This window comes from Photobacterium gaetbulicola (assembly GCF_003025515.1).
Classification (GTDB): Bacteria; Pseudomonadota; Gammaproteobacteria; order Enterobacterales; family Vibrionaceae; genus Photobacterium; species Photobacterium gaetbulicola.
Window position 1 is genome coordinate 56,328 of record NZ_PYME01000013.1, and the last position, 21,716, is coordinate 78,043.

At 50.6% G+C, this 21,716-nt stretch carries 17 protein-coding genes; 5 read left to right on the forward strand and 12 right to left on the reverse strand.

Annotated features, from left to right (window positions below; translation table 11 throughout):
* Window positions 1–12 precede the first annotated feature (12 nt).
* From C9J03_RS12885 to C9J03_RS12905, 5 genes are all read right to left on the reverse strand, one after another.
* Window positions 13–1,107 (reverse strand): efflux RND transporter periplasmic adaptor subunit, encoded by a 1,095-nt coding sequence (locus C9J03_RS12885; protein ID WP_044623076.1) that lies wholly within the window; start codon window positions 1,105–1,107, stop codon window positions 13–15.
* On the reverse strand, window positions 1,104–4,538 hold the full coding sequence (locus C9J03_RS12890) for an efflux RND transporter permease subunit (RefSeq protein WP_044623075.1): 3,435 nt from the start codon (window positions 4,536–4,538) through the stop codon (window positions 1,104–1,106). The genes C9J03_RS12885 and C9J03_RS12890 overlap by 4 nt, the downstream gene beginning before the upstream one ends.
* A 118-nt stretch (window positions 4,539–4,656) precedes the next feature.
* Window positions 4,657–5,118 carry a YeeE/YedE family protein gene (locus tag C9J03_RS12895; RefSeq protein ID WP_044623074.1) on the reverse strand — a complete coding sequence of 154 codons (462 nt, stop codon included), beginning with the start codon at window positions 5,116–5,118 and terminating at the stop codon, window positions 4,657–4,659.
* Window positions 5,119–5,127: 9 nt separating this feature from the next.
* On the reverse strand, window positions 5,128–5,544 hold the full coding sequence (locus C9J03_RS12900) for a YeeE/YedE family protein (protein WP_044623073.1): 417 nt from the start codon (window positions 5,542–5,544) through the stop codon (window positions 5,128–5,130).
* The gene (locus tag C9J03_RS12905; RefSeq protein WP_044623072.1) at window positions 5,541–5,864 is read right to left on the reverse strand and encodes an ArsR/SmtB family transcription factor; all 324 of its coding nucleotides are present in this window, start codon (window positions 5,862–5,864) and stop codon (window positions 5,541–5,543) included. The genes C9J03_RS12900 and C9J03_RS12905 overlap by 4 nt, the downstream gene beginning before the upstream one ends.
* A 164-nt stretch (window positions 5,865–6,028) precedes the next feature.
* On the opposite strand from C9J03_RS12905, the gene C9J03_RS12910 reads away from it, so the two are divergent.
* Window positions 6,029–6,214 carry a YgaP family membrane protein gene (locus C9J03_RS12910; RefSeq protein WP_044623071.1) on the forward strand — a complete coding sequence of 62 codons (186 nt, stop codon included), beginning with the start codon at window positions 6,029–6,031 and terminating at the stop codon, window positions 6,212–6,214.
* Window positions 6,215–6,291: 77 nt separating this feature from the next.
* Complete coding sequence (locus C9J03_RS12915; RefSeq protein WP_044623070.1) at window positions 6,292–7,995, forward strand: FAD-dependent oxidoreductase; 1,704 nt, start codon at window positions 6,292–6,294, stop codon at window positions 7,993–7,995.
* A gap of 88 nt (window positions 7,996–8,083) precedes the next feature.
* Here C9J03_RS12915 and C9J03_RS26895 read toward each other — a convergent pair whose 3' ends face one another.
* Window positions 8,084–9,043 carry a hypothetical protein gene (locus C9J03_RS26895; RefSeq protein WP_197078621.1) on the reverse strand — a complete coding sequence of 320 codons (960 nt, stop codon included), beginning with the start codon at window positions 9,041–9,043 and terminating at the stop codon, window positions 8,084–8,086.
* 315 nt (window positions 9,044–9,358) lie between these two features.
* Window positions 9,359–9,745 (reverse strand): DUF805 domain-containing protein, encoded by a 387-nt coding sequence (locus C9J03_RS12925; protein ID WP_044623069.1) that lies wholly within the window; start codon window positions 9,743–9,745, stop codon window positions 9,359–9,361.
* A 159-nt stretch (window positions 9,746–9,904) separates the two neighbouring features.
* Between C9J03_RS12925 and C9J03_RS12930 the strand changes: the two genes are divergently transcribed.
* Complete coding sequence (locus C9J03_RS12930) at window positions 9,905–10,261, forward strand: YcgJ family protein (protein WP_082060591.1); 357 nt, start codon at window positions 9,905–9,907, stop codon at window positions 10,259–10,261.
* Window positions 10,262–10,290: 29 nt separating this feature from the next.
* Here C9J03_RS12930 and C9J03_RS12935 read toward each other — a convergent pair whose 3' ends face one another.
* Entirely contained in the window at window positions 10,291–11,193 is a 903-nt protein-coding gene (locus tag C9J03_RS12935) for a LysR family transcriptional regulator (RefSeq protein WP_044623068.1), read from the reverse strand.
* Between the two features lie 167 nt (window positions 11,194–11,360).
* Between C9J03_RS12935 and C9J03_RS12940 the strand changes: the two genes are divergently transcribed.
* On the forward strand, window positions 11,361–13,049 hold the full coding sequence (locus C9J03_RS12940; RefSeq protein WP_044623067.1) for an L-lactate permease: 1,689 nt from the start codon (window positions 11,361–11,363) through the stop codon (window positions 13,047–13,049).
* A 203-nt stretch (window positions 13,050–13,252) separates the two neighbouring features.
* Window positions 13,253–16,102, forward strand: coding sequence for an FAD-binding and (Fe-S)-binding domain-containing protein (locus C9J03_RS12945; protein ID WP_044623066.1), 2,850 nt, complete (start codon window positions 13,253–13,255; stop codon window positions 16,100–16,102).
* Window positions 16,103–16,186: 84 nt separating this feature from the next.
* Here the strand turns inward: C9J03_RS12945 and C9J03_RS12950 are convergent, their stop codons facing one another.
* The 4 genes from C9J03_RS12950 to C9J03_RS12965 all read right to left on the reverse strand — a co-directional run bounded on the left by C9J03_RS12950 (window position 16,187) and on the right by C9J03_RS12965 (window position 21,704).
* A complete protein-coding gene (locus C9J03_RS12950; protein WP_249031110.1) occupies window positions 16,187–17,200 on the reverse strand; it encodes a glycosyltransferase in 1,014 nt (337 codons plus the stop codon).
* Between the two features lie 474 nt (window positions 17,201–17,674).
* Window positions 17,675–18,901, reverse strand: coding sequence for a hypothetical protein (locus C9J03_RS12955; RefSeq protein WP_052829742.1), 1,227 nt, complete (start codon window positions 18,899–18,901; stop codon window positions 17,675–17,677).
* On the reverse strand, window positions 18,898–20,280 hold the full coding sequence (locus C9J03_RS12960; protein ID WP_044623064.1) for a DUF3131 domain-containing protein: 1,383 nt from the start codon (window positions 20,278–20,280) through the stop codon (window positions 18,898–18,900). Before C9J03_RS12960 ends, C9J03_RS12955 begins: the two co-directional genes overlap by 4 nt.
* A 17-nt stretch (window positions 20,281–20,297) precedes the next feature.
* Window positions 20,298–21,704, reverse strand: coding sequence for a DUF3131 domain-containing protein (locus C9J03_RS12965; protein WP_039462535.1), 1,407 nt, complete (start codon window positions 21,702–21,704; stop codon window positions 20,298–20,300).
* Between the last annotated feature and the right edge of the window lie 12 nt (window positions 21,705–21,716).

The following is a 21,716-nucleotide window of genomic DNA, read 5'->3' on the forward strand; positions in this document are numbered from 1 at the left end:
TCTGTGTTAGGCCTATCCGCCATTGTGCGCAGGATCCGGCTGCGCGACAATATCCGTCATCTCAGTAACCCCTTTCCTGATAATGAGCTTGTCATCGAGATAGGGGCGGGTTTGGATCAAGCGCGGCACTACCCGGTCGCCATCAACGATTTTTATATATTCCAGCTGGCCGATACGGTACGTGCTCGTCGATGGCACCATCAGTACCTGCTCCTCGCCAGTCACAATACCGACCCGGGCAAACATGCCTGGATACAGCGGTTTGGAACCGGATTGAGCCAGTGGCTCAGGTGCAAAAGCCAGCTTAACAACCACACTGCGCGAACCGGCATCTGAAGCAGGGGTGATTTCTTTGATTGTCCCTTCCAGCTCCCATCCTTGCTCAGGCAGAATCACCGGCCAGCGCTGGCCCAGCTCCAACAAATAACGCTGGCTAGCCGCAATATAACTTTCCATCATCAGTGTCGCCGGGTTGTACAGACTGAGCATAGGGATCCCGGGGGATGCTATATCCCCCCTATGCACCAGCTTCTGAGTGATCACCCCATCAAAAGGAGCGGCAATAATGCTATAGCCATAGGTCGTTTGCGCTTCTTCTACCGAGGCTTGGGACTGCTTAAATCTAGCTTCGGCTGTCTGCCGGTTACTCAGGGCTTCGTCCAGCTGGGACTGTGCGACCAGTTTACGCTTGAACAGCGACAGGGTTCGCTCATAGTCCTTGCGGGCAATATTCAGTTGCGCTTGGGCACTTGCCAGCGCCTGTTCCGATTGCCGTACTCTGGCATCCAAGTCGAGGTTATCAAGGCGGATCAAAATATCCCCGGCCCTGACGTTGTCGCCGACATCCACCAGTACATCGGCAACCTGTGCCGTCAAGCGGGCAGACAACGTCGCCTGCTGATCAGCCACAATACTGCCGGTATACTGTTGCCAAACCGGCAAGGTTTCGGCTTGCACCCGGACAACAGCCTGCCCGGCCAGCGCCTCGCCGGGTGGCGCCAGATTTTCGGTATCCAGCTTCGCGACAAATCCGCCAGAAATGGTAAAGAAGAGGATACCAAGGCCTGCAAACGCGGCAATTGTTACGGCTATTCTTTTCATACTCATGACTGCGACTTCCTGTGGTTGACTGAAGCGGCTGATGACTGGGACGGACAACCAGTCGACGGCTCCGAGGATGTGTCTGAGGGCATACTGCCTGGCTCAGCAGGCAGGCCATATCCGGGTTTGTTGGCATAAGCCAGATGGTAAACCACCGGGATCACCAGCAGCGTAAAGAGTGTCGAAGCCGTGATGCCGAATATAATAGCCCAGGCAAGGCCATTGAAGATGGGATCTAGGGTGATCACCACGTTACCCAGCAACGTGGTACCGGCCGTAAGCAAGATAGGCCGCATTCTCACAGCGCCCGCTTTGACCAACGCGGGTTTCAGCGACTCGCCGTCACGCAGCGACTGATGTATAAACTGGATCAGCACCAATGAATTGCGTACCACAATCCCGGCCAGGGCAATCATGCCGATCATGGCCGTGGCGGTGAACAGCGACGGATTGGGTATCCCGTTGATTTCTGTTGTTCCAACCACATTAAGTAGCCAGAAGCCGGGCATGATCCCAATCACCGTCAGCGGGATCGCCAACATAATGATACCGGAGACCGCAGGCAAGCCGGTTTGCAGTATCATCACCACAAACACCCCGAGCAAGGCTGCACCGTAAGCAATCCCGAGATCGCGAAATACATCCAGGGTGATCTTCCACTCTCCTTCACCGCTCCAGACAACATTGATGCCCGGCGGCAGATGCCAGGGATCCCCTCCGCCGTTGTTGAGGTAAGTACGCCCACTTAGCGGCCTGACCTGACCAGTTTGCCTCGCACCATCCCACTGGCTGGCCTGTAGATCAGCAGCGACATCGGCAATCACCTCAGCAGGAACGCGCCCCGTCGCCTCGGCAAAGACGTACACCACTTGGCGCAAGTTCTTGCGCATGATCGGTTGCGGCGCATCGATTAGTTCAAAGCGTCCCAGCTCAGACAACGGCACCAACGGCTGGCCGGCATCAACAACCCGCCCTTGCTCAACCCGCTTAGCGATCCCTGGCATGCCGCGGACATACAAATTCTCCAGCGCCGCCAGATCATCTCGCTGCTGACTTGGCAAACGAATGGTTATTGGCAAAGGATTAAGTTCATGCTCATCGTATAAGTAGCTAACGACCAGACCTTGGTTTGCTGCCGCCAGGGTGTGGTTAATATCCTGAACCGATATCCCTGACAACGCCGCTTTTTCACTGTCCACCACAAACCGCCAGCTGTGCCGTCCCCCCTCTTGGGAGGTATCGGTTTCCGCCACGAAGGGCTCCCGTCGCAAACGTTGCGCCACCTTATCGGCCGCCTGTTGTAACTGGTGGTAAGGGGTCTGCGGCTGGCCGTAGACTTCGGCCACTATAGTGGCAATAACAGGTGGCCCCGGCGGCGTTTCCACCAGCTGAATATCTGCGCCCACCCCTTCCGCTATGCGAGTGAGATCAGCCCGAAGCCGAGTAACCATCTCGTGTGACTGTTGCTGACGTTGATCCTTTTGCGCCAGAACGACCCGAAGCTCTCCCTGATACGGCATCGAGCGCATAAAGTAATGCCTGACCATCCCGTTGAAATCCATGGGCGAAGCAATGCCGGCAAAGCCGGAAACCGAGACCACCTCGGGCACACGCTGCAGGTAATCGGCAAAGCTACTCAACGCATTTGACGTCTGCTCGACACTACTGGTCTCAGGCATGTTCAGCACCAGCTGGAACTCATTTTTGTTGTCATAAGGCAGCAGTTTCAGCGGTACAATCCGCAAGGCTGGCAGCATTGCCGCGGCAACAAAAGCCAGTGCGACTACTGACAGAAAAATCACACTATTGCGCTTGCGTGCCAGCAGCGGCGTCAGCATTTTATTGTAGATTTTATACAGCAGTGACTGCTCGACCCGGTAATGCCCGGAGCCATCAGCCCGCTTAAGGATTTTCTTGGCAAGCCAGGGAGTAATGAGGAAAGCCACAACCGTACTGAATACCACACTGACCGGCACGTTAAATGCCAACGGTGCCATATAGGGTCCCATCATCCCGGTGATGAAAAACATCGGCGTAAAGACAATCACAATCGCTACGGTCGACATCAGCAGCGCGCTGCGGATTTCTGCCATTGCCATGACGATAGCCGTCGAAGTGGACATGCCCTTGCGCTTTAGAAAGCGCTCTATGTTATCGATACTGGCGATGGGATCATCGACGATCAGGCCCAGCGCCAAGATCAAGGCAAACAGTGTTACCCTGTTAATCGTATAGCCAAAGGCGAAGTCCATCCCCAACGCCGCACCGTAGCTGATTGGAATAGCGATCCCAACCACCAGCGCCGCACGCCAGTTTAGAAAGACCCCGACAAAAACCACCACCGTCAGGATCGACAGACCGAGGCTGGAAACCAGATTGCCCACTTTCTCGTTGGCGGTTTCGCCATAGTTACGGATCACTGTCATTTTGACATGCGGCGGAAACTGGTTCTGTACCATCTCGTCCAGCAACGCAATAGCATCATTGGCAACCCAAACCGCATTGCTGCCTTTTTGTTTTGCAACCGAGAGAAACACCGCGGGATAGGGTTCGCGGGCTTGTTGGTTGCCAGCACCGGCTGCCGCCCCCCAACGGAACCATGTCTGGTCGGATGCTTCATCGGGGCCGTCGGTCACCGTGGCAATATCTTGCAAATAGACAGGCTGGCCATTGACCACATTCACCACAGTATGTGCCACTTCCTGGGCGTTACGGAAAAACTGGCCGCTTTCCAGCTGGAAAACCTGCCCTTGCTGGTGAATATCGCCCAATTGGCGGTGCTGGTTAGTCAGGGAGAAAGCCTGTTGGATATCATCCACCGTGGTCATGCGACTTGCCATCGCCACGGTATCGAGGGAAATTTGGATCAACCGGGGATTGCCCCCGACAACCGCTACCTTGTTGGTATTATCCAGCGCCTGTAGCTGGTTCACCGCCTGCTCGGCAATGCGCCGCAACTGCGCATTACCGGTCAGTTCAGGATCTGTACTGTAGAGCGCGGCAACCACTATCGGCACGTCATCAATTTCAACCGGCTTGACAGCCCATTGCGTCACCGAGGCAGGTACCAGATCCAGGTTCGAGTAGATCTTGTTGTACAGTTTGATCAGGGCATCTTCACGCTGCTCTCCGACATAAAAACGTACGATGACCTGAGCCGCGCCTTTCATCGACGTCGAGTAGACATCTTCCACGCCATCGATCTGGGTCAGCAATTTTTCCAGCGGCTGGGTAACCTGATTTTCGACTTGCCTGGGTGACAAACCCGGAGCCTGAATCAGCACATCAGCCATAGGTACGATGATTTGGGGATCTTCTTCCCTCGGGGTCAGGAGCAGAGCAGACATCCCAACCGCCAAGGCCAAAAAGATAAGCACTGGCGGGAAAAAACTGTTGAGGAATTTTGCTACCAAGCCCTGTCTGACGTTCGCTGTCATAACACTCCCCCCTTTCCTGTTGTTAAGCAACAGAATCACATATGCGCAAGTTTATTCAGGGTGCTGGATAATGGCGGCAGGCTCTTACCTGCCGCCGTGCTGAGGTTCGCTATCCAGATTAGTTCATCTGCGCATGACTAACTTTGAGCTGGTCATCACTTTCTAGCTTGCTCTGGAGCTGGCAGCCAAGCCAAATTCCTGCCAGCATGCTAGCCACAAACAACAGCAGGCCAAAGTTGCCTCCAGACAACGAGGTGACAGCGGGTCCCGGACAGATCCCAGCCATCCCCCAGCCGATACCAAACAAAATCGAACCGCCAACTAAAGGCGCATCGATCGATTTCTTCTGGCTCAAGCGAAAATCCGTCTCACAAACCGGCTTTTCCATCTTGCGTACCACCAACAAATACACCGGCATAAACACCGCGATGGCTCCGCCCATCACAAAGGCAAGGCTTGGATCCCATTGGCCGGCAAAATCAAGAAAGCCTATCACCCTGACAGGATCTACCATCCCGGACACCATCATGCCAAGACCAAACAACAATCCAGAAATTAAAGCTACAACACGAGTTATCATTTTTGCCTCTTAAACATGAAGACGGATAAAGACAGTAATAATGGCAGAGGCCATAAAAATGCAGGTTGCAACAATCGAGCGCTTGGACAAACGCCCCATTCCGCAAATGCCGTGGCCACTGGTGCACCCGTTAGCCAACTTGGTGCCAATCCCGACCAGCAACCCTGCCAAGCTCAACCACACCGCTCCATTTACCGGTAGCGTTTGAGGCAGTTCAAAACCCAGCCAAGGGGCTACCAGGCTCGCGGCCACCATGCCGACAACAAACAAGAGACGCCAGGTAAACTCCCCCTTGATAGGTTTGAGCAACCCGGCCAGTACCCCGCTAATTCCGGCCACTCGGCCGTTAACCGCCAGTAGCAATGAAGCGGATAACCCCAGCAACACACCGCCAAGCAAAGCATCCCATGGAATTACAAACATTATTTTTTCATCTCCGTTTTCTTCTCATCGGCACAGCAAATATTCTGCAATGCCTCAATTAACCGTTGGACTTTTTCATCAGCCAATGAATAAAACACTTGTTGCGACTGCTTGCGAAAACTGACGAGCTGGTGGGCCTTCAGGATAGCAAGATGCTGCGAAAGGGCTGACTGGCCCAGACTGGAGTTCTGCTGTAGCAACTTCAACGGCAGCTCACCTTGCGTTAACTGACAAAGCACCATTAAGCGTTCAGGGTGTGCCAGCATCTTCAACCAATTCGCAACCTCATCGGCCTGACAATGCATTTTTTGAACATCAATCATCACCCCTCCTATGCTTTACTGCCCCGGCTCTATATTAGAGATTACTAAACAAAAGAATTAAGTCAATACTAATTTAGCAAAAAATACATTAGACAATACTAAAATATATATTTATAGTTTGAGTAAGTTAATGAGGTTGATAAAACCAGCCCGGGAGAAAAGTTATGACATTAGAAAATGCAGTACGCGTATTTGCCGGCATCATGATTTTCGTCTCTGTCGCACTGACTATCTGGGTTCACCCCAGCTTTTACTGGTTCACGCTATTTATTGGCGCCAACCTGATCCAAAGTGCGTTTACCGGCTTTTGTCCAGCCGCCAACATACTTGGAAAGTTCGGATTCAAGTGATTCGTCACTGGCAATAATCTCAAAAGCTCGTTAATTAATACTCTTTCTAGCTTGAAAAACATTTTGTGGAGATATCAATGACCAAGATTTTGATTGTCGGCGGTGTGGCAGGCGGAGCCTCCGCTGCCGCACGTGCCCGCCGCTTGAGCGAAGATGCTGAAATCATCATGTTCGAGCGCGGTGAATTTGTCTCGTTTGCCAACTGCGGCCTTCCCTACCATATCGGAGGCGACATCACCGAGCGCAGCAAATTGCTGCTACAGACTCCTGAAAGCTTCCTGGCCCGTTTCAATGTCGATGTCAGAGTCATGAATGAAGTCATCGCTATTGATCGCGAGGAGAAAAGCGTGACCGTCAAGAATATGCTCGACGGCAGCGTGTACCAAGAGTCCTACGATTACCTGCTGCTGAGCCCAGGGGCTGCGCCAATTGTTCCGCCTATCTCTGGTATTGATAATCCGCTGACGCACTCGCTGCGTAATATTCCTGATATGGATAAGATCCTCAAAACGATCGAAATGAACCAGCCAGAACATGCCACAGTCGTCGGCGGTGGTTTTATTGGCCTGGAAATGATGGAAGCCTTCCACCAGCTTGGCATCAAAACCACCCTGGTAGAGATGGCAGATCAGGTCATGACGCCGGTTGATCGCGAAATGGCCGGCTTTGTCCACCAAGAGATCCGGGACAAGGGCGTTGATCTACGCCTCGGTGTGGCGCTGGAATCTGTCAAATACCACCCGAATGACTCTGTCGTCAACGAAGATGCGGGAGAGAGTGCCGAGCACCAGCACCTATGCGGAGCGCTGAGCCTTCATCTTAACAACGGCGACACCTTCAATACCGATATCCTCATTATGGCAATCGGTGTACGTCCGGAAACGGCACTCGCTACTCAAGCCGGCTTGAAAATTGGTGAGCTTGGCGGCATCTACACCAACGATAAGATGCAGACCAGTGATCCGGCTATTTACGCTGTGGGCGATGCTGTCGAGGAAGCCGACTTCGTCACCGGCCACCAAACACTGGTGCCGCTTGCAGGACCGGCCAACCGCCAGGGCCGTATGGCCGCCGACAACATGCTTGGCCGCGACGAGTCCTACCAAGGCACACAAGGCACAGCAATTTGCAAAGTCTTCGATCTTGCCGTCGCCTCAACCGGCAAAAACGAGAAGCAGCTAATACGCGAGGGTATCGACTACGAAAAAGTCTATGTCCATACCGCAAGCCATGCCAGCTACTACCCTGGTGCTGAAATCGTGTCGTTCAAAATGCTGTTCGAACCACAGTCAGGCAAAATCCTTGGTGCACAGGCCGTTGGCAAAGATGGGGTTGATAAGCGTATCGACGTCATGGCGGTCGCCCAGCGAGCAGGCTTGACGGTTGAACAGCTGCAGCACCTCGAGCTGACCTATGCCCCACCTTACGGCAGTGCCAAGGATGTGATCAACCAAGCGGCGTTTGTGGCAAGCAACATTATCAAAGGTGATGCGAAGCCAATCCACTTCGATAAGATTGATAACCTAACAGATGACCAGTTGCTGCTTGATGTGCGTAATCCCGGCGAGCTGAAAAATGTGGGCTACCTGGAAGGCGCAATCAACATTCCTGTCGACCAGCTCCGCCAGCGCATGGGCGAGCTGCCAAAAGACAAAGAAATTGTGATTTACTGCCAAGTCGGGTTACGCGGAAACGTCGCCTACCGCCAGTTGGTCAATAACGGTTTCAAAGCCCGTAACCTGATTGGTGGCTACCGAACATACACCTTTGCTCGCAAGTAGTTACCAGTCACATAACCACACTAATGATAAAGCCTGAATCACTTCAGGCTTCAATTTTTATTCAGGCGTTAAGCTGTATGACAGCCAATTAATAGCCACTGCCTTTATGGCTGTAATCTTGACCTTGGTTATAGCTCTTATCGCGATTGTATCCCTTGTTTTTATAGCCTTTATAGCGTTCGCCACCCGAGCCATAATGACTATCATCGTCTTCACCGTAATACATGTCTGAATGGTACTCCTCGTAGAAGCTCTCTTGGTAGTACCGGTAGCGATACCAGTCATACCATGACTTGAACTCCGGTTGGTATTCTTCTAGTTCAATGATGAACAAGCAATCAAAGAACATTGGTGAACCTTCTGTGCCATCAAAGTTGGTTAGATCGACCATGCCAGAAAGACGAACGGTTCCTTTGTGCCAGCGATATTCACCGTAGCCTTTAACGACGGCATTTTCATCACTCGATGCGCCGGTAATATGAGAAATATACTGGCCGCCTGGGGTGGTTGTAGGTTGTAGCACCGGTTGAACCGTCGTATTCCCCCGGGTTATCAACAGACCATCTGGCAAATAAAAAAAGGTGGTTCCGATAAGTTGAATGCCTGTTTCTGGTGCCCCTTGTATCTCAGACAAACAGTCTGTCGCCCAACCTATGAGTTGATTGTCATGGATGTTTTTCAATTCGACATCGAAGCAAATCGCATCCAACGGAGGGCCATATTTTTCTAACGGTGGGACAGTCATCGGGTACATCTCGCCGGTGCCCACAAGATTGAGAGCCAGGCGCTGTTTAGTACCATCATCGTCGCCGTAGCCATCTGAACTGTCATCATCGGAATAGCCACCGCCCCCCGAATAACTTCCCCCATCGTTAGAATAATCAGAGTGACTATAACTACCTGAAGATGAATTGCCTTCACTCTCATAGGACGATGAATACTTATCATCATCGTCATAGTCGTCATACTTTCCTGAGGCCAAGCTCCCCACAGAATACCCAACACAAACCGCCAAAATCGAGAGCGCGATCTTGTTCATTTTCATCATGCTACTCCACGTATGCTGTCGTACTAGTTAATCAGTTTGCCAACCGAACTATCCCTATTCGCCACGAATGTCCAAAAAAAGAGGGCACCACAGACTAAATCACTGGATAGTGGCTTTAATTGTAGATGATGCAACAGGGTGGATTGGGAGGATGCATAACAGATGAATTGCTATATCTTCCTTAATAATAAGAGAGTTAAGCAAAAATGAGAGGTATTTGGGATAGTAGAAAACTGTATCAATTCTTAAAAATAATACAGGGACGAACGCAGTGGAAGCCAAGTCTCCCGACAGGCTGCCACGCTTATACCCAAGTTACATGGTAAGGTTAATCGATGTCGGATCCTTTGGGTTCGGACCGTATTCGTTAGCCGCCTGCTGGCTGTCCTGCACGAAGAAATACAGCAAGACCAGCAGGCCAATTAACGGGATCAAGCCAATCAGCATCCACCAACCTGTTCGACCGATATCATGCAAGCGGCGCACGCCAACAGCGATGCTAGGAACAAGCACGGCGAGTGAGTAAATAGTTCCGATAATCCCCGCTCCTTCACCCGCTCCCGGATTACCCAGCGCCGAGTCAAGCATCGACAGCGCGATACTGATAATGATGTTGAACAAGAAGAAATACCAATACTCTTGCCGCCGCGCCCTCCCTTTGAAGACCGCGTAGTTTTTCAATACATGAAGATACCAGTTCATAACAGACCTAATTGAATCAGAATAAATAAAAGACCTAACTATATATTATTGTGTTAAAAAGTAATTTTCTGCCAACCCAAACAAAGATCTTGTATCACTTCGTATTAAATTCATTTTTGATCAATACTAGTGGAAACCCATTACCGCAAGGTACCCGCCATGAAACCGCTATTGCTTTCCCTCGGCTTGTTCCTCTTCAGCCCTGCATCCTTCAGTGAAAGCCATACGATCCATGAACCACTGTTCTCTCCCGACAACGGTGTGATCTGCGACCGGCAAGCCGGTTTTTGCGTCGACAGCTATGGCATTTCGATGGCATTCACCAAAGAGTTCCTGGGCCAAGAGGCCGAGGACAAAATGCTGGAACTGATCAACCGAGTTGGCAGTGAAAACTTCGACACCACCCGCTATTCATTCAGCAATAAGGTCTATTGCGATTCAGAACAAAAAGCCTGTTTTGTTGACCGATTCTCCGAACAACAGATGACAGACTACACCAGCATCTTATTTGATTAGACTCAACCGGTATGCTGATTGCCCCGAGGTTAAAAGTAATGCTTGATAGCCAAATACCGCGACCGAATGTGCTCAATCAGCAACCTGATTTTCTGCGATGGTTGGCGAGTATAGGGATAGACCGCGTAAATACCCAGCCTCTTGCCCACTTGGTCAGGAAAGAGATCGACCAGTTTCCCTTCCATAATATCGTGGTAAACCAGACAGCGCGGCATGTAGGCAATTCCATAACCGCCCAATGCCGCCTTTCTCAGTGCCGCCGCATTATCGGTCGAGAAGTTCCCGCTCACCCGCAGGATATAGTTACCCTGCTCGCCAATGAATTGCCAGTCTGACGCCCCTGTGGTCTGGTAGGCATACTGCAGACAGTTATGATCGACCAGCTCTTGAGGCACTTCCGGCCTGCCATTTAGGGCAATGTATCGAGGTGCGGCACAAATCACCCATTGTGAATCGAGAATATGCCTAGCGATAAGACTCGAGTCTTCCAGATAGCCCGTTCGGATCACCAAATCGTAACCATCTTCAATCAGGTCAACAAAACGATTATCCAGTGACATATCGACCGTAAAGCCGGGATGCTCGGCACAAAACTCCGCCACTGCATCCGCCAGCAGCAAGTCGCCAGATATCGTGGGTACAGACATCTTGACGTGGCCGCTGACTTTCTCGCCAAACCCACTAACGGCATCCACCGCCTCCATCGCGGCCTGCTTCACATTTTTAGAACCCAGGTATAACACCTTCCCCGCCTCACTAACCGTGAGTTTTCGGGTAGTACGATAGAGTAGTTGTACCCCCAGATCATCCTCCAGGCGGGCAATTCTTTTGCTAACTACCGAGTTAGTAAGAGAATTCAACTCTGCCACCTTGCTAAATGAGCCATGTTCCACTACCTGAGCAAACAAGATCAAGTCATCTGCCTTCGCCATTATTAGTCCATTTTTGGAAGAAATATTTTTCATTATTTCCCTATACCAAATAAAAATAAAGCGATATCGTCACACCCAGTTAACAAAACCAACTACAAAAACAACATTTATGTTCATTGATGCATAGGTTATGCATTACAAAACAGCACTCCGAAGGACTGATAATCATGAACGACACCCTACTTGCACTCGTTGCCTTCTCGCCGATAGTGGTTGCCGCTATTCTGCTGGTCGGACTGAACTGGCCCGCAAAGAAAGCCATGCCGGTGGCTTTCTTTCTGACCGTTGCCATCGCCCTGCTCTGCTGGGATATGTCAGCAACCCGCGTCTTGGCCTCCTCGCTACAGGGGCTAACCATCACTGTTTCGGTACTCTGGATCGTGTTTGGAGCAATATTCCTGCTCAATACCCTAAAACATACTGGAGCCATCACCACCATACGAAACGGCTTTACAGATATCTCCGGTGACCGCCGGATACAGGCCATCATCATCGCCTGGTGTTTTGGCTCCTTTATCGAAGGCGCTTCCGGCTTTGGTACCCCAGCAGCAATCGCAGCCCCTCTTTTGGTTGCTATCGGTTTCCCTGCACTTGCTGCCGTTTTGATGGGCATGATGATCCAATCCACGCCGGTTTCTTTCGGTGCGGTCGGTACCCCGATTATTGTCGGTGTCAACAAAGGACTGGATACCCACAACATTGGTGAAACACTGCTCAGCCAAGGTTCGAGCTGGGATATCTACCTACAGCAGATCACCACCAATGTCGCGTTGATCCACGCTACGATCGGCACCTTGATGCCGGTTCTGATGGCGATGATGCTGACCCGCTTTTTCGGCAAGAACAAAAGCTGGACCGAGGGCCTGGATATCTTGCCGTTTGCCCTTTTCGCCGGCGTCGCCTTCACGGTGCCATATGCTTTGACAGGTATGCTGCTTGGTCCTGAGTTCCCATCCTTGATTGGTGGCTTATTGGGTCTAGCCATCGTGGTTTCCGCAGCCAAGAAAGGCTTCCTTGTGCCTCAAAAACAATGGGATTTTGAAAGCGAAGACAAATGGCCTTCAGAGTGGTTGGGGTCACTGAAAATCGACCTCAAAGCGGCTGACAAGCCAATGAACCTGGCGCTGGCATGGGCACCCTATGTGCTACTTGCCGTGGTATTGGTCGCCAGCCGTGTCAGTGCCGACTTCAAGGCGCTGCTGGTCAGTGTCAGTCTTTCATTTTCGAACATCCTAGGTGAAGCGGGGATCAGCGCCTCTATCCAGCCGCTATACCTGCCGGGCGGGATCCTAGTATTTGTCGCAATTGTGGCTGTACTACTTCAATCACGTAAGCTTAGCCCTTTGACCGAGGCCTTCAAGGAATCAAGCAAGACCCTTATTGGTGCGGGTTTCGTATTGGTCTTCACTATTCCTATGGTACGTATCTTTATCAACTCAGGCGTCAACACTGCTGACTTGGCCAGTATGCCGGTCACGACGGCTAACTTTGTCTCCGGATTGGTGGGGGATTTCTTCCCGGCATTGAGTGCAACCATCGGTGCCTTGGGGGCGTTCATCGCCGGCTCGAATACGGTGTCCAACATGATGTTCAGCCAGTTCCAGTTTGAAGTCGCCCAGACGCTGACCGTATCCAGTGCCGCGATTGTTGCCTTGCAAGCGGTAGGCGCAGCGGCCGGTAACATGATTGCCATCCATAACGTCGTTGCCGCCTCTGCCACGGTCGGCCTGCTTGGCCGCGAAGGCGCCACGTTGCGCAAAACCATTATCCCTACGCTCTACTACCTGGTGATGAGCGGCATTATCGGTCTCACAATCATCTATGGCCTGCATATCACAGATGTCTTGATGGGTTAACTCCAGCGCATTATCAATACAATAGGCCAGCCGCTTTGCTGGCCTTTACCACCCGCAGCAATTCACTGTTCTAATGGAACCACAGAAAATATTTATAGTCCTGACTCTCAATCCCAGCCAAGCATTCCAACAATAATCATTGAGATCAGTAATATGAATACAGCATTCAACAATTCAGTCATACGACTGGTGCAGGATGAGCAATGGAAAACAAATACCGACAGCTAGAAGCCCTACTCGCTACCCAGATTGATGAGGCACGGATCATCACCGAAGAAGCCAAGCGGTTGGCTTACGGCACAGACGCCAGTTTCTACCGCCTCATACCCAAACTGGTTCTGCGCCTCAACAACCTAGATGAAGTCATCTTCACCATTCAGTCCTGCTGCCAGTTGAGCATCCCCTTCACTTTCCGTGCTGCGGGAACCAGTTTATCCGGCCAGGCCATCTCAGACTCAGTCCTCATTACCCTGAGCGACAAATGGCGCGGCCATTGCATCCTTGACCAAGGGGAGAAAATCCGCCTCCAGCCTGGCGTTATCGGCGCTGATGCCAACCGCTACCTTGCCCCTTACCAGCGAAAAATCGGGCCAGATCCTGCGTCGATCAATACCTGTAAAATCGGTGGTATCGCAGCCAACAACGCCAGCGGGATGTGCTGCGGCACAGCACAGAACTCATACAACACCGTTAATAGCATGACCATCGTCTTCACCGATGGTACCGTGCTCGATACCGCCAGCGAAGCTAGCATAGAGGCGTTCAAAAACAAGCGACCAGATTTGATTGAAGGACTCGCTCAACTGGTCGAGGAAACCCAACAAAATACTGAATTGTCAGAAAAAATCCGCCACAAATACCGCCTGAAAAACACCACCGGTTATGCCCTCAATGCGCTGGTCGACTACCACGACCCAGTTGATGTCATTGAGCACCTGATGATTGGCTCTGAGGGCACCTTGGGCTTTATTGCCGACATTACCTACAACACGGTTATCGAGCATCCCCACAAGGCCTCTACCCTACTGGTTTTTGGTGACATCGAAACCGCCAGCCAAGCGGTGTCAGTTCTGGCCAACACCCATGTTTCTGCTGTCGAGATGATGGACGGAAGAGCGCTACGCTCAGTCGCTGACAAACCGGGTATGCCGGACTATATCCAAGCGCTTGATCTCGAATCGGCAGCTCTGCTGATCGAAACCCGTGCCAGCTGCAGCCACCAGCTAGGGCAGCAATGCGTCGAGGTCATGTCGGCGCTGGAAGACTTCACCATCACCCACTCGACACCGTTTACCACCGATGCCACTACCATCGCCAGCCTGTGGGCGATCCGCAAAGGCATGTTTCCGGCAGTCGGTGCCGTGCGGGAAACGGGAACAACGGTGATCATCGAAGATGTGGCTTTCCCGGTCGAGCACCTAGCCATGGGTGTGCGCGAGCTTCAGCAGCTGTTTGACAAATACCACTACGGCGAAGCGATCATTTTCGGCCATGCCCTGGAAGGCAACCTGCACTTTGTCTTTACCCAAGGTTTCGAGGATGGGGCAGAAGTGAACCGCTATGGCAGCTTTATGGATGATGTGGCCGAACTCGTCGCGGTCAAATATCAAGGTTCACTAAAAGCCGAGCACGGCACCGGCCGCAATATGGCGCCTTATGTCGAGCTCGAGTGGGGCCATGATGGCTATCGCCTGATGAAACAAATCAAAGCCCTGTTTGATCCCGAAGGTTTGTTGAACCCGGGAGTGATCATCAATGACGATACACGGGCGCATATTTCCCACCTCAAGCCGATGCCGGCAGCCGATGAATTGATTGATCGCTGTATTGAATGTGGCTTTTGCGAGCCTGTCTGTCCCTCAAGAACACTGACGCTATCGCCGCGCCAGCGGATTGTGCTTTACCGCGAGCTGCAACACCGCGAACGGCAATACCTGGCGGGTAACAGCAGACGCCCACCCGTCGATGAGCTGAAGCAAATTTTTGAGTACCAAGGCATCGACACCTGCGCCGCGACCGGCCTGTGCGCCGACCGTTGCCCGGTTGGCATTAATACCGGTGATCTGGTTAAGAAACTGCGGGTAGATAAATACCAGCGCTTTACTCCCATCGCCCGCTGGACCGCTGATCATTTCGGTGCCACCACAACCATGGTCAAAGCCGGCCTCAAGAGCAATCAGCTAGCCCGCAAACTGGTCGGCGATAAGGTGGTCGGCACCATTACCAATGGCCTGAGGAAAATGACCAAAGGTGCAACCCCCATTTGGATACCGGAATATCCGCAATCTAACCCGCATAAGCTCAGTCAGTCGCTCTCAACTACGGCACATCGGGTACAGGCTGAAAACTCAGACAAGAGAGTGGTATATCTACCCTCTTGTGCCAGCCGAGCTATGGGCCAACAGGATTCAGCCAAAGACAGCCGTCCGCTAACGGAAGTGACGCTTTCGCTTCTCAAAAAAGCTGGCTTTGAGGTGATCACCCCAGAAAAGCTCAGTAGCCAATGTTGTGGTATGCCCTATGACAGCAAAGGAATGAACGATATTGCCAATCAGAAAGCCAAAGAGTTGGAATCCTTGCTCTGGGAGGCAAGCAAGGAAGGCGCCTATCCGGTATTGATGGATACCAGCCCCTGTGCCAAACGCAGTATCGAAAACTTTACCCAGCCTTTGGAAGTGCTCGAACCGGTTGGTTTTGTATCACGCTATTTGCTGCCGCACCTTTCTCTTTCTCCAATAAAAGAGACGGTTATGCTTCACGTTACCTGTAGCTCTCGCCGGATGGGGCTGGAGGCCGACATGCTTTCACTGGCTAAAGCGTGTGCCGAAACGGTCGTTCTTCCTGAACATATCCAGTGCTGCGGCTGGGCGGGAGACAAAGGCTTTACCACACCAGAATTGAATGAGGCCGCAGTTGCACCACTAAAAGAGCAAGTCCCGGCAAACTGCACCCGAGGCTTTAGCAACAGCAGAACCTGTGAAATTGGTTTATCTCACCACAGTGGCATTCCGTACCAATCTATTCTCTATCTTGTAGACGAAGCCGCGATCTAGCTTTCCACAATAACAAAGCCCAAACTACCTATTTCAGTTTGGGCTTTATTGACTATCCGCTATGCTCCATTCAACCCCAAGAGATTAGGATAGCGTTTCCACATCAACCTGTTTTTTTTCCACCAACCAATGTTCAATTTCTCGAGGTGCGAAAATAAGCGGATCACCGATGTCGACCTCTTCAATATCCCGAAGTTGCTCAGGCAAATCATCAATGATCAACTCAAGATCTGCATGACTATGGATGTGGTCCTCAAAGATCCTCACCATCTCATGATTATGGTCAATATCCCGAGCCTTAGCCGCTGTCGCCAACCCTCTTAATAAGGTATACCAAGTCGTCATTGGCCCCTGGGTTAGCGATGCTGACTCTTCATCGGAATCAATAAAAGCAAATGGCACGGTCAACAATGGGTATTCCCCTTTCATTGCCGCAAAGATCCAATCGGTATCAAAGGAAAAATCATAGACTGATGGTTCGGCCAGAATATACTTGATAACTTCACGATCATAGAGCTTGAACGCGGCTTGGGTGTCTTGAATATTATTGCTGAATATTGCGCGGCCAATCATCCGCTGCATATGACGCAATGTTTTGATCCCCACTCCCCAGCGCTCCTCTTGCTTAACCAAAATAGAATCAGGGTGCTTGCGATTACCCAGTACCACTTTGACACTTTCGGAGACATACGGCTTGAGTAATAAGCCTAACTGACCAAGGTGTACGGAGTTATCGGCATCGGTATACATGACGCAATCGACGTTGTCCGTTAATGCTTGCTGACAACCTAGGATAATCGCGCCCCCTTTTCGGGAATCATCTGCCGACGCCAGGTTTTTCAGTGGACCTTCGGAAACAGGCAATGCATCAACAAGGCGTAGTACAGACACTTTATTTTTGTCTGGATGATCAGCGAGAATTTGCTCGGCGATACCCGCACTATTGTCGGGGCAGCCATCATCGACCGGATATAAATGCCAGTCCACCATCGAGCCCATGGTGATCCAGTTGAGCTGTTCAATTTTAACCCGTAGTGAATCTTCTCCATTTGGATTCAACGGAGATTTCTTCTTTAGACGGTTATGTTCTCCCCACATGGCAAATACAACACCGACTAACACAGGTCGATTTAATTTGAGCACATAACGTTTAGACTCAACTAATTTCACAGCCAAACGAAATTCGAGAGGGCAATTATCTGAAGATGCCAGCTGTTTATAATAATCCGTTGTGAGATCAGTTAAGCAATATAATATATTGGCAAGTCTCAATAGCCGTTGTTGATGCTGCTTTTCGGTTAAATCAAAAAAATCACTGGCGTCTTCAAAAGCTTGTTGAGCAATTATTTCTGATGCTGTCATTGCTTATCCCTCTTGGCTACTCCTTTACGTAATCACCCACAACGACAACAGGGCTTAGAATAAGATTAGTAACGAGCGGAGTAATGACAAAACTTTTAAGCAACATTTTTCATTGATGAGCAGTTAAGTAGCTTTATTTCACATAGTGTATGAATGTGTTATTCACCCTAGTCGCAACTGATAAAGGTAAAAACTCATCATGGAGAGCCTTTATTGAGATGTCGGAGCAAAGCTTCTTCGTTGCAAAGGAGCGACCGATATTTTTTCTGGTTGCTCGAAATGCCCTATAGGAATAATCATTTGCTGACTGTCCGCACGCTGTGGATTATTTAGGCTTTGCTTTTTCGGAGTTGCAAGCTGCTTTAAGTCCTGCTCCTCGTATTCAATTTCTTCAACCGGTGTAACAAGGACTTTGCCGTTAGTTTCTTGGGCATCCGTTTCAGAAGTATCAGCAGGCGAAATGACCTTTTTTACTTCTTTTCCTGTATTTAGTTTTACTTCAGGATCAGAGGCGCGCACCGACTTTTGAGGCCCTGAGATAACAATCCCTTTACTCATGACTGGGGCAGTTTGTAATTTAACCTCGGCATCAGAAACCACCAAATGGCGGCTGACTGATGTTTCCGTGGAAATAGGTACTGGTTTTGCTTCATCAGGCTCGAAGTCCGTTTCAATAACACTAGGTAATTGGACTTCCTTACCCGCACTTTCAGAAGTTTGCACAGGTTGAGTATTGGCCGAGCTTCCCCCTTGCACTGGTTCAACCGGAGCACCTGAAGGTATAACATGTTGCCCCTTACTGTATGACGTATTTAAGCCGCTTAATTTCTTACCACCCTGTGGTGGTTGGTAAGCAGGGATCACTTTCGGTGTGGCCGTCACAGGCTGAATTGCTGCGCCTCTATCTTGGCCGTCAGCCAGACCCAACTTCGGGCTTTCAAAACTAAATAGTGAAAGCTTTTCATCCCAACTCTGCAGCACAGCCAGCTCATTTTCCCATTCACTATCAATACTCGAGGCTAAATCGGCCACCTGCAGTTGGGTGGAAAGCAAGGTATTGGCGTGTTCATAGCGGCGGTGAAGCTTCTTTTTCATCTGCTTCCAGTTCGTCCCGCCGGTCATTAGATAACGGGTACTGTCGGCCCAATATTGATAAGCCATGGCATCATTAGCCTTATCCGCCGAAATAGCAGCCAGCGCCTCCGACAATCCGGCATATTGCCACATCCGCTTACGACCTAACTTGGCTTCGGAGCTCAAAAACAAAATCGTCAACCTGTGCCATTGCTCTGAGGCCTGCTGGTAACGCCCTGCACTCACCAAATAATTTGCTTTCGTATAGTAATTCAGCTCCACATCCACCGTAGAAGCAATTCCCTTCAATGGCGCAAAAGCAAAAACACCAACAACAATAGCTAACCGGAAAATCCTATTCATCGGAATGTCTCCACCAAGCATTTTTGAGGATGGTAAAAACGGGAATCAAATTGGACGTCGCGGTATTCACGGTTCTTGGTCGGCTGATACAACTTACCGTTTGCTTTATACAACAATGCTTCAAGCACCCCGGCATTGGTCTGTAGGGAAATACTCTTCTCATAACTGCTGGTCAGCTCGTAGCGCCCTTCATACCAGCCTCGCTCTGGGTCGTATAACTCACGCACGAGTGTCAATAACCGTTCAGTGTAATCTGTTTTCCACAAGGCCCACATTTGGAAGGCCACCCGGGTAGACACCAGCGCCTTGTCATCATGGGAACTCCCATCCTCAGCCACGGTGATCCAAGGCGTCCCCAGCGCATAGATACTGTCGTAGACAAAATAGGGCTCCCCGGTCACGACATGATCCCCGCGGGCGGTATAGATACGATCAACATCCCAACGGGACTCCTGAATGCGGTATACCGAATCAGCCATCGCCGCCAATACCTCATTGGTATGCTTGGCATCTGACGAGCGCATGTCATCAATCTCATCCCAGTTAAACTCCAGGCCCAGCAGCAAATAGGGCGTGCTGTAGACGGGACGAAGCACATCATAATCCCGGGGATCACGGCCATCAAACAACAGATCAATACCGTTTATTGTGACCACTTCGTAGGGATCGAGCATCATGGCTTTTTCTGGCACGATGTGCCAATCAAGATAGCCGTAGGCGGTATACTCTTCGATACCCAAGCGCCCTTCTTTATAACGATGGACATAGCCGTTATTGATCGCACCACCGTATAGCTCACCGTCTTCAGTGACTAACTCACAGAAGTTCCAGCGCAAGACAGCCTTATCGACATATTCGGAAAATTCAGGATTACGCTGTTTGACCATCGCCAAGGCAATCAGCAATCGTCCAATATCTATTGAGGACCAACCAAGCTCACCAGGTTGATTGGCGTAATCAACCATCATCCCGGTGCCCGTGCTGTAGACCTTATTGGGGACACCAGTTAGGCCCAAGGGCATTTTGTTAAGAAAACTGAGCACCAGCGTCAGGCGTTCATCGTGCTCTTTGCTGGTGATAAACTCAAATTCACGGGCTGCCATCAGGGCAATCAGGTAATCAGCAAGATTTGACAAATTGGTTGTCGGATAGTTATCGAGAGCATTGACCAACCCCGTGGTCAGGTTGGTGTTGTTCTCTACATAGGTCCAGGCAATTTGCGCCCATTCCAGCTCCTGCTCGGTTAACGAACCATACCTGCCCTGCCGCAGCATCTGCGACTCATTGACCGAGGTTATTCCGTCCTGGACACCTCGATAGACCACTCCACAGGATGTCAGGCAGAATAAACAGGCTGCAATCACCGTATTTCTCAACATCTATTCCCTTACTACGGCTATTTGAGCTTACTATTGAAAGCCCCTCTGCGAGGCAAGCACTGCCCCTCATAACCAAATGGTGATTCAAGCGCTTTTTCCCACAGGCTTGGTGCAACATTGTCTTTATAGGTAAGCAGCTTACCCTGTTGTTTATATAGCAAGATTTCTAAGGTGATACCGTTATTGTTTGAGGTAAAGGTATTGATCAAGCCGGTACCGTTTTCAAATATCCCCTCATAAAACCCTTTTTCGCGGTCGTACAAATGCGCAACGTGATCAAACAACAAGTCGGTATATTCGGTATCCCACAACACCCACATCCCCATTGCCCCCTTGATGGCTACCGCAGAGTATTGTGGAAGGTACTCACCGACTTCCGAGATGGTATTCCACGCGAAGCCATCGGTATATATGGTGTCGTACACGAAGTAAGGAGGCCCTGCTAACTGGTGCTCGGTACGGGCTGTAATAATACCAGTTTGCTTATAGCGCTCTTCCTGGACCCGGTATATCTGCAGGGCAAATTCCGCAATCCAGTCATTGGAATAGTTGTAGTCATGGGCTGAGCGGTCATCCGCCAAGTCCCACCCCAATTCGATACCATCAAGAACATAGCTCTCAGTGACCACGTAGCTGTGTGCTTTGAGCTTACGAGGATCACGGGTGTCGTATGGTACATCGTAGCCATAGAGGTTAATAGTGCTGTAAGGCTCCGCCATTGCCGCCTGCGTGGTATCAAAGCCCCATAGTTCAAACCCTTTTGCGGCATACTCTTCATAACCCAAGCGACCTTCCTGTAAGTACTGAACAGGTTTGTCTTTCTCCAGCAACGCACCGAACATGGTGCCGTTTTCATCGACGACATTGCAAAAATTCCAACGCAATACCGCCGAGTCGATGCTGGTCGCATACTCTGGGTAACGGTGCTTGATAATATGCAGCCAAATCAGCAAGCGACCAAGGTCAAGCGCCGAATAACCAATCTCGCCAGGTTGGTTGCCGTAGTCCACTTTAGCCGCCGTTTGAGTGTTATACGCCTTGTTGGGTAGCTCATTCATAAACAGATCAAGCGTGTTCAAGGTGGTCAAAATACGAATAAGACGACGATTGAACTCTTCCTTTTCGATGATCCCCAATTCATAGGCACTTACCATGCCGGCCATGTAAGAGGCCGCATCCCACCAAGTCACAGAAGGATAGTTATTTACCGCATTGACCAGACCCGTTGACTCCTGGTAGTTATTCTCAAAATACTTCCAGGCAATGCGGGCCATGTCCATTTCTTGCTCCGTCAGTTGCCCCTGACGGGCTTTCGGAATCGTCCAATGGCTTTTCCTGTCCACCACATCATCGGAAAAACTGCTGTATTTGTTACCGCAACCGGTAGCCAAAGCCCCTAACAGGCAAACAATGATATAACGCATTCGATACTCCCT